General features: G+C 49.1%; 15 protein-coding genes. 7 read left to right on the top strand and 8 right to left on the bottom strand.

Features of this window, described 5'->3' with window-relative positions; all coding sequences use genetic code 11:
- The first annotated feature begins 61 nt into the window (after positions 1-61).
- Both pgi and glgA read left to right on the top strand, forming a co-directional pair.
- Complete coding sequence (gene pgi, locus K2P83_RS05260) at positions 62-1,696, top strand: glucose-6-phosphate isomerase (protein WP_292926997.1); 1,635 nt, start codon at positions 62-64, stop codon at positions 1,694-1,696.
- A gap of 10 nt (positions 1,697-1,706) precedes the next feature.
- Positions 1,707-3,182, top strand: a complete 1,476-nt coding sequence (gene glgA, locus K2P83_RS05255; RefSeq protein ID WP_292926995.1) for a glycogen synthase GlgA — start codon at positions 1,707-1,709, stop codon at positions 3,180-3,182.
- 49 nt (positions 3,183-3,231) lie between these two features.
- On the opposite strand, the gene K2P83_RS05250 is transcribed toward glgA, so the two are convergent.
- The 4 genes from K2P83_RS05250 to K2P83_RS05235 form a co-directional block, all read right to left on the bottom strand.
- Complete coding sequence (locus tag K2P83_RS05250) at positions 3,232-4,647, bottom strand: dihydrolipoyl dehydrogenase (protein ID WP_292926993.1); 1,416 nt, start codon at positions 4,645-4,647, stop codon at positions 3,232-3,234.
- A 51-nt stretch (positions 4,648-4,698) separates the two neighbouring features.
- The gene (locus tag K2P83_RS05245) at positions 4,699-5,109 is read right to left on the bottom strand and encodes a low affinity iron permease family protein (RefSeq protein WP_292926991.1); all 411 of its coding nucleotides are present in this window, start codon (positions 5,107-5,109) and stop codon (positions 4,699-4,701) included.
- A 63-nt stretch (positions 5,110-5,172) separates the two neighbouring features.
- Positions 5,173-5,394, bottom strand: coding sequence for a hypothetical protein (locus tag K2P83_RS05240; protein ID WP_292926989.1), 222 nt, complete (start codon positions 5,392-5,394; stop codon positions 5,173-5,175).
- Between the two features lie 96 nt (positions 5,395-5,490).
- On the bottom strand, positions 5,491-5,829 hold the full coding sequence (locus K2P83_RS05235) for a four-helix bundle copper-binding protein (protein WP_292926987.1): 339 nt from the start codon (positions 5,827-5,829) through the stop codon (positions 5,491-5,493).
- Between the two features lie 388 nt (positions 5,830-6,217).
- On the opposite strand from K2P83_RS05235, the gene K2P83_RS05230 reads away from it, so the two are divergent.
- Entirely contained in the window at positions 6,218-6,439 is a 222-nt protein-coding gene (locus K2P83_RS05230) for a helix-turn-helix domain-containing protein (protein WP_292926985.1), read from the top strand.
- Positions 6,440-6,472: 33 nt separating this feature from the next.
- On the opposite strand, the gene K2P83_RS05225 is transcribed toward K2P83_RS05230, so the two are convergent.
- From K2P83_RS05225 to K2P83_RS05210, 4 genes are all read right to left on the bottom strand, one after another.
- Complete coding sequence (locus K2P83_RS05225; protein WP_292926983.1) at positions 6,473-7,003, bottom strand: peroxiredoxin; 531 nt, start codon at positions 7,001-7,003, stop codon at positions 6,473-6,475.
- Between the two features lie 100 nt (positions 7,004-7,103).
- Entirely contained in the window at positions 7,104-7,574 is a 471-nt protein-coding gene (locus K2P83_RS05220; protein ID WP_292926981.1) for a ferritin-like domain-containing protein, read from the bottom strand.
- Positions 7,575-7,677: 103 nt separating this feature from the next.
- Positions 7,678-7,992: a BolA/IbaG family iron-sulfur metabolism protein gene (locus K2P83_RS05215; protein ID WP_292926979.1), complete on the bottom strand. Its 315-nt coding sequence runs from the start codon at positions 7,990-7,992 to the stop codon at positions 7,678-7,680.
- 94 nt (positions 7,993-8,086) lie between these two features.
- On the bottom strand, positions 8,087-8,368 hold the full coding sequence (locus tag K2P83_RS05210) for a CsbD family protein (protein WP_292926977.1): 282 nt from the start codon (positions 8,366-8,368) through the stop codon (positions 8,087-8,089).
- Between the two features lie 462 nt (positions 8,369-8,830).
- Here K2P83_RS05210 and K2P83_RS05205 point away from each other — a divergent pair, with 462 nt between their 5' ends.
- Genes K2P83_RS05205 through K2P83_RS05190 form a run of 4 tightly spaced genes read left to right on the top strand, consistent with a single transcriptional unit; the run spans position 8,831 to position 11,667 of the window.
- Entirely contained in the window at positions 8,831-10,630 is a 1,800-nt protein-coding gene (locus K2P83_RS05205) for a cytochrome C (protein ID WP_292926975.1), read from the top strand.
- 25 nt (positions 10,631-10,655) lie between these two features.
- A complete protein-coding gene (locus K2P83_RS05200) occupies positions 10,656-11,090 on the top strand; it encodes a VOC family protein (protein ID WP_292926973.1) in 435 nt (144 codons plus the stop codon).
- On the top strand, positions 11,087-11,308 hold the full coding sequence (locus K2P83_RS05195; RefSeq protein ID WP_292926971.1) for a hypothetical protein: 222 nt from the start codon (positions 11,087-11,089) through the stop codon (positions 11,306-11,308). The genes K2P83_RS05200 and K2P83_RS05195 overlap by 4 nt, the downstream gene beginning before the upstream one ends.
- Positions 11,305-11,667: a hypothetical protein gene (locus K2P83_RS05190; protein WP_292926969.1), complete on the top strand. Its 363-nt coding sequence runs from the start codon at positions 11,305-11,307 to the stop codon at positions 11,665-11,667. Before K2P83_RS05195 ends, K2P83_RS05190 begins: the two co-directional genes overlap by 4 nt.
- Positions 11,668-11,812 lie beyond the last annotated feature (145 nt).

Raw genomic sequence — 11,812 nt, 5'->3', positions numbered from 1 at the left:
AGAAACTAATCCAGCGATTACCCACTTTAGATTCATGATCCTCAGCGATTAAAACAAACCTATGTCATCTCTTACTCAATCACCTGCTTGGCTTGCCTTACAAGCACATCAACCTGTCATGGCACGACAACATTTGCGTGCGTTATTTCACAAAGATCCGCAGCGCTTTGAAAAATTTTCTCTCGTTTTCAATGATATTCTGATCGATTCTTCGAAACAGTCAATCACTCGTGAAACGATAGATTTACTGCTGGCGCTGGCTCATCAACAACAACTGCCCAACTGGATTATGCGCATGTTCTCGGGAGAGAAGATCAATTCAACGGAACACCGTGCCGCACTGCATATTGCGCTACGTGGCGAACAACCCATTGAAGTGGATGGCGTAGCGATCATGCCTGAGATTAAGCGGGTATTGAAACAGATGGAGCGCTTTTCAGGCGCCATACACAGTGGCGCGCACAGAGGCTATACCGGAAAAATTTTTACCGATATCGTTAATATTGGCATCGGCGGCTCGGATCTCGGCCCAGTAATGGTGACCGAAGCGCTCAAACCCTATCAATTAAACGGCATCACACCACATTTTGTCTCAAACATTGATGGCTCTCAGCTAACCGAAACGTTGCGGCATCTTGATCCAGCCACAACATTGTTTGTGATTGCCTCGAAAACATTCACCACGCAAGAAACGCTCACCAATGCAAATTCTGCGCGACAATGGTTTCTGGCTCATGGTGGCAGTGAAAAAGATATCGCGCTGCATTTTGTCGCAGTATCCACTAACCGTTCCGCCGTGGAGAAATTCGGCATTAATCCGGATAACATGTTTGAGTTCTGGGTTTGGGTGGGCGGGCGCTATTCATTATGGTCAGCAATTGGCTTACCGATTGCTTTGGCTGTCGGCATGGACAATTTTTATTCGTTGCTTGCGGGCGCCCACGAAATGGATCAGCATTTTGCCACAGCCCCGTTCGCAGAAAACCTCCCGGTTATGCTGGGTTTGATCGGTATCTGGCAAATTAATTTTTTCGGTACGTCAGCGCATGCAGTGCTGCCGTACGATCAGTCCATGCACCGTTTCCCCGCCTATTTACAACAATTGGAAATGGAGAGTAATGGCAAGCGCATTACCCGTGATGGAGAAGCTGTCGATTATGCGACCGGAGCAATTGTTTGGGGCGAACCGGGAACCAACGGCCAACATGCTTTTTACCAGCTATTGCATCAAGGGACACAAACTGTTCCGGCTGATTTCCTGGCCCCTTGCCAAAGCCATCATCCGCTGGCGCAACATCACCGCATATTATTGGCCAATTTCTTTGCCCAGACTGAGGCATTGATGGCTGGTAAGAATGAACAGGAAGTGCGTGCTGAATTGGTATCACAAGGGTTAAGCGGTGAGTCTCTGGAACAGCTATTGCCGCATAAAGTTTTCCCCGGAAATCGTCCGACCACTTCCATTTTGTTCAAAAAACTCGACCCTAAAACATTGGGTGCGCTCATTGCACTGTACGAGCATAAAGTTTTTGTGCAAAGCGTGATCTGGAACATCAATCCATTTGACCAATGGGGCGTGGAACTGGGCAAACAACTGGCCGGAAAAATCCTGACCGAATTGGAGCAAGAAGCCCCAGTGGCTTCGCATGATGCTTCCACTAACGGCTTGATCAATTATTTCAAAGCAAATCAGTAAACATACCTCCATGCTGTCATCCCAAGAACTCCGCGTTCTGTTTATTACTTCTGAAGTTTTTCCTTTGTGCAAAACCGGCGGCCTGGGCGATGTCAGCGCGGCACTGCCGGCGGCGCTGCGGTCCCTGCAAAACGATGTAAGGCTTCTGTTACCGGGCTACCCGAAAGTTTTGGCCGGTGTTAAATACAAATCCAAAGTGGCTGAGTTCAATACCTTGCCGCAATTTCCGCCTGCCACACTGCTCTCGGCGCGCTTATCGCTGAGCAAGTCCGAAAATATTCCAGTCTTTGTGATTGACTGCCCGGGGTTATATCACCGCGAAGGCGGCCCTTATATGGATACGCTTGGGCGCGACTGGCCGGATAATGCATTACGTTTTGGCTTACTGTCGAAAATTGGCGCGATTCTATCCAGCGACGCCAGCCCAATTGCCTGGCGCCCGCATATTGCGCATTGTAATGATTGGCAAAGCGGCCTCACGCCGGCTTATTTGCATTATCATGCCGGGAAAAAAGCAACCACGCTGATGACGATCCACAACCTCGCATTTCAGGGTATATTTCCACCGGGCAGTGTCATCCAGTTAGGCTTACCTCTGGAGAGTTTCGATGTCAACGGTGTTGAATATTACACCAACATGTCATTTCTCAAAGCAGGACTCTATTATGCCGACCATATCACCACAGTCAGTCCCAATTATGCTGAGGAAATTCAAACCGAACCGTTGGGTTTTGGTCTGCAAGGATTACTGGCAACGCGCCGACGCCATCTCACCGGCATTATCAATGGCATCGATACCCGGGAATGGGATACTGCGACAGATCCCCATTTGGTGAAAAACTACACCAGCAAGAAATTATCCGATAAAGCCGCGAATAAAAGCGCTTTACAACAGCAGATGGGGTTAGCAGTTGATGCCGATATCCCGTTATTCGGCGTAGTCAGCCGTTTGAATCATCAGAAAGGCACTGATCTGCTGATACAGATCGCATCCCAACTGGTAGAAATACCCGCCCAACTGGTTGTACTCGGCAGCGATCATGCTGAACTGGAACACCAATTATCCACATTGACTCAAGCTTATCCCGGTGCAATAGCCGTTCGTATCGGTTTTAATGAAGCCTTATCACATTTGATTGAAGCAGGCGCAGATTGTTTCCTGATGCCATCGCGCTTTGAACCGTGCGGTTTGAATCAAATGTATAGCCAGCATTACGGCACGCCACCCATAGCCCATGCCACCGGCGGTCTGTTAGATACAGTAGTGGATTACACGCCGGCAAAGCTTGCCGACGGAAGTGCCAGCGGCTTTTTATTTTACCCAATGACCGCCGACAATCTGCTGAGCACGATAAAACGTGCAGCACTCGCATATCAGAATAAAAAAGTCTGGCAGCGCTTGCAGAAAAACGGTATGGCAAAAGATTTCAGTTGGCATGCCAGCGCAGCGGCTTACCGGGAAATCTATTTGTCGTTGTTACCCTGACCTGACTAATCGCAAAAATGCCATCACCGCACGCTTCACAAGATAGCTATCAATCAAGCGCTTCCACATTAAAAGCACCGCACATGGATAGATCGGATTCATTAACGGCAGGAAGCTGCGCCGCCAGAGCACGCAGTGCCGTGCGTAAACCTTCTTCCAAAACCGGATGATAAAACGGCAGACGCAACAACTGCTGCACTGTGAGCGAGCGATCGATAGCTAACGCCAGCAGATGTGCCATATGCTCGCCAGCAGGTGCGCACATTTCCGCACCCAATAACCGGCCGCTTACCGCGTCGGCATAAAGACGCTGAATACCCTTGTTCCGCTGCCCGGCACGTGCCCGCCCCTGGCGGTCAAAATGTACTTCTCCAACCAAAATCTTTGCAGGGTCAAGTGCCTGAAAGCGACTGCCTACGACTGCGATGTTCGGGTCGGAAAAAACAATGGCCAGTGGTGTCCGGCGAGTAAAACAAATCGAATTAGGGCGCGTGGCATTAAGCCCTGCAATGTATCCTTCATCGGCAGCTTCATGCAGCAGCGGCACTTGGTCATTCGCGTCACCCGCCATGAATACCGGTAGATTGGCCACTTGCATGGTACCTGGATTTATAGGCGGCATGCCGTGTTGATCGAGCGAGACTCCCAGTGCCTCGAGACCCAGATTGTCGATATTCGGACGACGCCCTAACGCCGCAAGCACACAATCGACCACCACTTCTATCTTTCCGGCACGTACCTGCACGCCTTCTCCCAGCCTGCTTAACTCGGCTTTCTCACCCAGATGCAGAGGAAATTCCCTCCCTAGCAGATCTGTCGCCACTGCAATCACCTGAGGGTCTGTTAATCCAGCGATCGCTTGGCTACCGCCAAATGCCACCACCTGAATACCAAGCCGCGAAAGCGCCTGTGCCATCTCAGCGCCAATGGGGCCCATTCCCACGACTGCCATGCGTGCGGGCAGAGTCTCCTGCTCAAACAAAGTATCCGTCGTGAGCAGCCGATTCCCCAATGAATTCCAGGGTGCAGGTACAATCGGACGCGATCCGGTAGCAATAATAATTTTGTGCGCACGCAATTCCTCACCATTGACTTCCAATCTATCCGGCGCAAGCAGACGCACACGCCCGGAAATGGCTCTTTCGCCCAATTCTTCTGTCGTTTTTACTGTACTGGCAACAAAATCATCGCGCAACCGCCGCACACGCCGCAGCACGGCGGGAATATCAAGCGTGAGCTGATCGGCACCGCGAATACCGAATTCTTCAAAAGCACTGCGACGATGAAAGGCATTGCCCGCTTCGATCAGCGTCTTGGATGGCATACAACCCACCCGGGCACAGACAGTACCCCAAGGCCCATCATTAATAATCACAAAGCGTTGCGTGTATTTTCTTACCTCCCGCAGCGCGGCCAAACCTGCGCTACCTGCTCCAACGATAATCACATCCAGTATTTCATTCATAGCCATTTCCTCCGGTGATGACGGCAATTCAGTACTGTGCCCGTTTGTAGTTCATGGTTCCGGTGTTCCCGTATCTTGATTTCCCAGATCCAAATCAGTACGTGCTCCAGCGGCAAGTGCCTGGTACTTTGCTTTGAAAGCATCGAGGTTTTCTTCTTCAAGCTCCTCCAGATCAAGCAAAGCGTTGTGCGCACCCTGAGTCGCACGGATCAACTCATCCAGCTTTACCTGGATCGCCTCGGTATCGCGATTCTGTGTATTCTGGATCAAGAAGACCATCAAGAACGTGATTATCGTAGTCCCTGTGTTGATGACCAACTGCCAGGTGTCACTGAAATCAAACATGGGACCTGTGATGACCCAGACAACAATGACTGCAACAGCCAAAGTGAACACGCGCGGACGGCCGCAAAAATGGGCCGCTGCCTTTGCAAACCTGGAATACCAGATAGCGCTACGCATACAACATTTCTCCTTCGGCACTTAGCCGGCGTTGGAAGTTCGGCGTGACATCCTTATAAAGTGCTATGCCTCTGACTTGACGTTCAATTCTGGTTCATTCTTGCTCGCACCTCGAATGTTCAGAAATGCCAATGCGATCTGCAAAACAACGAGTGCATGCGCATGGGCATGCCATCCCCAGACTAGCCAGAGACTGTTACTGAGCAAAGAACACCAGAAACCGAATTTACGCCTGCGCTTGTCCTGGGAAGCAATCAGCCATACGGCGATTATTGTAACGATCATTGCAGGCCATTGGAGCTGATGTAGATAATCCATCGATTTGACTAAATACAATGCCGAAACTGGAGGTCATCGATGGATTTTACTCCACAATTCAACCTAATAAGGCCTAGTGTCAGCCATTTTCCGGCAGCTCTCCGCACATTCTCGGCAGGCCTTGACGCAATCTTCCATGCCGCCGATCTGTTCGCAACTCTTGGCGCAAGCGTCGCAAATCTCGGCACAGGCAACGCAAACCTTCTGATGAAAGATCGAACCACTTAACATTAAGTTGGCTGAAACCTGACAGATTTCTACGCAATCGATCATGAGGCGAAAATGTCCTGCTTCGACGTGTTTTCCGCCTACCACAAGACAATGAGTCATTGCGGTATGCAAGCAGGTTTGGTGACAGTGACTGCACGCATCTATGCACGCCTGCATGTTGGTATCGTTCATGTTGTATTCTCCAGTAAAGTAATGTACGAAGCGATTTGCATTCAGTGCAGCTTGCTTAAAAGAAAAAGCTACAGACAAGAGTTGCAATTATGCAAAAGATACGGGGCGAGAAAAGAAGCGTCTGTGCGCTATCGCACTTTGAGCGATCACACAGATTTATGCTAGCATTTGGACTATCAAAAGATTTTCTTAAAAGATCAACGATTTCCAGACGAATTGACGATGCAGGTCAAGGCCGGAATAATTTGGATAATCATTATGCCATCGATCGAAAAAGCCTCCTCCAAAATACAGAATGTGATCTGTAATCGCCTGCATACTATCGAACAGCAGCTATGCCGATTTCTGCTGATTATTAGCGACATCTGCAAACAAAACAACCATTCATATGACGCACGAGCGCATCTCCATCGTGCTAGGTGTGCGCCGTGAAAGTGTATCCGCTGCGGCCGCACAACTTCAAGACGAAGGATTGATCAGATATACGCGCGGCACTATAGAATTACTTGATCGAAAGGGTCTGCTGGCTGCCGCGTGTGAGTGTCACGAGGTTGTTAAGGATCAATACGAAAGGATACTGGGGACATATACCTCCCAGCACGATTCGTAATCACACTTTGCCAGCAACCTTTAGAAGCGCCCTTTATCGAGACCTCAGGTACTTCAGCATAGAATCAGCGCCTGAAATCTCATAAGGATCCGTAGGGCAATTGTCTGCAAAACCGGGCTCAACGAACATTTTCTCGATCTGCTTATCCTGAATAACCATGGAATAGCGCCAGGAACGCATGCCGAATCCTAAGTTCGATTTGTCTACAAGCATTCCCATCTTGCGAGTGAACTCGGCATTGCCATCGGGCAGCATAAATATTTTCTCGACCCCAAGATGCTTACGCCATTGATACATAACAAATGCATCGTTCACCGACAAGCAAATCACTTCATCAATACCCAGCGTTTTGAAATCATCATAGTGCTTCTCGTAACCGGGTAAATGCGCAGTAGTACACGTCGGGGTATATGCGCCAGGTAACGCGAATAACACAATTTGCTTATTCTTGAAAATATCGTCCGTTGTAACATCCTGCCAGCGAAATGGATTATCGCCACCTATCGATTCATCGCGCACGCGCGTTTTAAAAATTGCACTGGGAACTTGCCATTGCTCTATCATGATTGCCTCCTCGCTTTATTACACTATCTCTCAACTACCACACCGAATGAATGGGTATTCGGGATTCATCCTACCCGTCCTAAAGAAAAGCAAAAACCGGCTAAACCGCCTTCGTCTCTGAAAAAGCCTCCACAGCACCCGGCCGTCGCAGCATTTTGTCCACATCCCCCTGATGCATCTCTTCCGCAGCAATCATCCGGCGCGCGTACTCTTCAAGCATCACGAACTTATCATCCACCAGGGATAACAATTCTTTGTACACCGCCAGCGCTGTACGCTCATGCTCCAGAGATTCACGCAGTATGTCGCCAATGTCATGTTGATGAGTTTCCAGCAAAGGGCCAATTGCCAAGGACGGATGCGCCCCCAAGTAGGTGATCATCTCGCCTGCTGCTCGCGCATGACCCAAGGATTCGTCGGCTTGTTCCTGCAACCAGGAGACAATTGGAATACGATTGTAGCCATAGATCATGAAAGCATAGTGGGTGTAACGCACCACACCAGCCAATTCTAGTTCGAGGATCTTGCTGAGGCAGTTCAGCACCGCTGGTTTGTCAAATTTCTCGTTCATTAGACTTCTCCTTTACTTAGTTCAACAACTCGTGGATTAATCTGACTACTCCGTAAATAGATGGAAGACTCGAGTAATTGATGCCAATCGATTAACTCCGGGGCTATTTGGATTTAGCACCCCCCAGGCATGGCGGTGAATCATTGCGTGTTCCATGCTTTTCAAACCATTCTTCCATTGTCAATGTATGCAGAACAAGTGCATGTATAGATTGCGCCAGTTCATCAGCCAGGATTCCATTAACCATTCGATGACGCGCTAAAAGCATTTTTCCATGAAACGCATCGGAAACGATCGTCACCTTGAAATGGGATTCGGATCCTTCCGGTACATTGTGCTTATCACTTTCATTCACCACTTCCAGAAATTCTGGATGTAGTAATCGCAGTTTGGTTTCGATCAAATTTTTAATTTTCATAGCACGGCCACTCTCATATCACCCCTCTCGGATTCCAACAAACAAAGTTCGTTAGTCTACCTCGATTCGCCTGCCCAATTCAGCTTTGCTCGTGTTATTTGCCTTGTTCAATATCTTGTTTCAGATCACCATAACCCTTCTGGGCTTTGCCGACATTTTTTTGTACATTGCCTTCTGTCTGCATATTTTTGTCATCCAGTATCACACCAGTCGCTTCCTTGGCCTTGCCTTCGGCTTCACCGGCCCGGCCGTCTACTTGATCTTTATTCATCGGGGCTGCTGGCCCTTGGCTTTTCTGCGCATAAACGCCAACTGTGCAGAAGGTCAATGCGATGACAACCGCTAACTGAGTAAATTCTATTTTTTTACGTTGCATGTTTTTTCCTTTAAAAATAATTGTAATCAGAAATCTCTCCTGAGAACTGTTCGGCCACAACCGAATAGTTGCGGCCAGAGCATGAATTACCTATTCCACTGCCTAGGAGGCTGTCGGACTTAAGCAATCGTAGTGAGCCGAGTGGAAGAGCGAGTGCATATTTGCTCTATTTATAGGTGCATAGTCGATCTATACAACGAGAAATTGAGTAAATATGAACCGTTATCCCATTGGCGCAGCAGATTGACCTTAAGTCCGACAGACTTACCTAGAAGTTACATTACAATCATCAGTGAATCAGTTCTGTGCAGTAACACACATAAACGCAGGATAAAATCCGAAGCGCCGCTTAATCCACTCCCAATGAGGTGTATCAAAGCTATGCTACAATCAATCCGCATTAAGAAGATCGTTGTATAGCAATGGTATGATCACTACCAAACAACAGGATAAGGAACGTTCATGAAAGTCTATCTCGTCGCTTTGCTCGCCATCACCCTTGTCGCCTGCAACTCTCATCCACTAGAAGCACCGTCGCCCCCCGCTTTTGTCAATGCAGTACCGGATAATTGGCTGCAGGCTCAAACCAAAAAATCTCAGGAAAAAGCCGACTATATTCAGTCTCATCAGACTGCTTATGATTGGTTCTCCAATTTTGCTTTCAGCGAAGTGGATGGTATTCCCTACATTGCGTTGAAACTATTACCCAAGCTGGCGCCGGAACTCTGGGGCAGCGAGGAAAACTTTCTCGATGCCGTGGGGTTATTTATCGATGAGCGGCAGAAATCTTATCCGGTTGCACGCGGGATCGGTTTTAGCGGATTATCCCGGGCTGAGGCGCAAGGCAACATCGACTACGCTTCTTTCACTTGCGGCGCTTGCCATATTGGCCGCGTACGGCTGGAAAACGGTCAAATCGATTACCTGGACGGCGGGTCGAATGCCACATTCAACATTGTGCAGTTCCGCGTCAGACTGTATCAAACCCTACAAAAAGCCTATGCGGGTGAAACCGGCGACAACAAATACCAGTTGCTAACACAAAAATTACTGAGCGCATTGGATACAGCGCATCAACAAAATCCGAATTATTTTTATAACAATTATCAATCGGTCGGCAGAAACTTTGACGCTGACTACGAAGCCGCCCAGATCGCACTCTTCAAGAAAAATGCTGCGCAAACAATCCAGAAATTCGCGCAACGGGCAGAAGCCGAATATGATGGTTTCGGCGCATTGGTCGCCAAAAACTATGCGGGTTTTGAATCCGCCATGGTTGCAGGCTTTCCTGGCATGGCCGACGCCACCGGTTTGAGTGCTGTCAATGGTTATATTGGTTTGCGCAGCACCCCCATACTGAAATGGTTTGCCGGTATCAGCTTACCCCCGGAACCGGGCATGACTGATTTCATGTCAGTATGGGAACAAGACAAGCGCCGCGCCAGTTGGGATGAAAGCCACAAAAGACTCATTAATGGTGGTGGCCAGTGGAACGGCAATGTGCCCATGCCCTTATACCGCAACCTGATTGCCATGTTGACCTTGGGTTTGGAAAAAACCGATGTGCGTAACGCTGTCTTTACCGAGGAATTGTTGGATGGCTTACCAGCTACTCCCTATCCTTTTGCTGTGGATATCAAACTGGCCAAACAAGGGCAGGCATTATTTGCCGAACACTGCGCCGATTGCCATCAACCCAAAAACGGCAAAGTGTACGACACTCTGGGCACCAGCATGAAACGGGCTTACGTGGTCGGTGCACTGTTAAACTATGCCGCCCGCAAAACGCTTTATGACAATTGCTCACCGGATACGACAGTCAATCTGGGCGGCGAAACCATAAAACCTTGCGCTGAATTTGACGGCGTTTCGTTAATCGGCAAGAAAGACTTGCTGATGTCACCCAAAGACGAACACCACGGTTACAACGCCCTCCCGTTAAGCGGCATCTGGGCGCAAGCGCCGTATTTGCATAATGGCACCGTGCCGACTATGTATCACTTATTAGTACCGGATGAGCGTCCTGCCAGCTTTATCAAAAGCCGCTTGGATTACGACCAAAAGTTTCTCGGCTTTTCTTGGGATCCTCAACAAGCAACCGGCCAAGATGAAGGTTACTCATTCCAGGCCAACGCTATCCCGGCTTTGAGCAATAAAGGCCATGACAAAGACATCGTGGAAGGCAAAAAAACTTATCGCCTCAACTGGTCCGGTGACAAACAAGGCGCTTTGGCGATTATTGAGTATTTAAAAACTTTGTAACGTTTAGCATAAGGAGTCAGTTCTCATGCCAAATCCATTGATTCAACCCTACTTAATGTTCGGCGGGCGCTGCGAAGAGGCGCTCGAATTCTATCGCACTGCGCTCGGCGCGCAGATCGATATGTTGATGCGCTTCAGCGAAAGCCCGGATCCCACGCCACCCGGCATGCTGCCGCCGGGGTTTGAAAACAAAGTGATGCACGCCAGCTTTCGCATCGGCGACAACGTACTGATGGCTTCGGATGGCTGCGAAGAAGGTCAACAATTCAAAGGCTTCTCGCTATCGATTACGGTTGCCACCGAAGCCGAGGCGGATCGCTTTTTCACCACACTCTCCGATGGCGGCCAGGTGCAAATGCCGCTAGCCAAAACATTCTGGTCGCCGCGTTTCGGCATGCTCACCGACCGTTTTGGTATCAGTTGGATGATCAATGTCGTCACATCCGAATGCACCAAATGAAATCACGTATCTCGATTATTGGCAGCGCAATGGCAGCATTATTATTAGCCGGAACCGGCTGCACCACCCAGCAACTCTACAATACCGGGCAGGCGTGGCAGCGGAATGAATGTAATCGCCTGATGGATCAACAGGAACGCAGTCGCTGCCTATCGAGTACCAGCACTTCGTATGAGGCGTACAAGCAACAATCCGGAACCGGAAGCGAATCGAAATGACAACTCTCATCCGCTTCGACCAGATGACCGAACAACAGCTATGGGACATCGCCAACCCGATTATGGACAACCTGATGGATGCCTCAACCCAACTCGACTATGCCAGGCATGTCCGGGATTTTACTGGCCGGATGAAAGCCATCGTTACCCCGGTGTATTTTCAACACGTCTGCCAGCAATACCAAGCTGAAAAAGGTTATTTTTCTAGCCGCGTCCCGGTTGCTGTCTTCAGACGCCCGGACTCGGCAGCCATTGTGTGGAAACAATCGTTCACGAAAGTGCCGGGGGAATTTGTTGCGGAAATGGTGCTGGTGCATCAAGGCGGAAGGTATTTGGTGGATCATGTGCTGGTGTTTTGAGGGTTTGTTTGGTGATGGAATGTACAAAAATCACTCATCATGTGCTTGGCAAAGTTTGTGATGATGAAATCTAAGGAAACGCTGAATAATTCATCGCGCAGTAGAGATCAAGCCGAATGACTATGTGATATTGCGATAATTTGCG

The organism is Nitrosomonas sp. (genome assembly GCF_019752415.1).
GTDB lineage: Bacteria > Pseudomonadota > Gammaproteobacteria > Burkholderiales > Nitrosomonadaceae > Nitrosomonas.
This window is presented reverse-complemented; position numbering and strand designations above follow the sequence as displayed.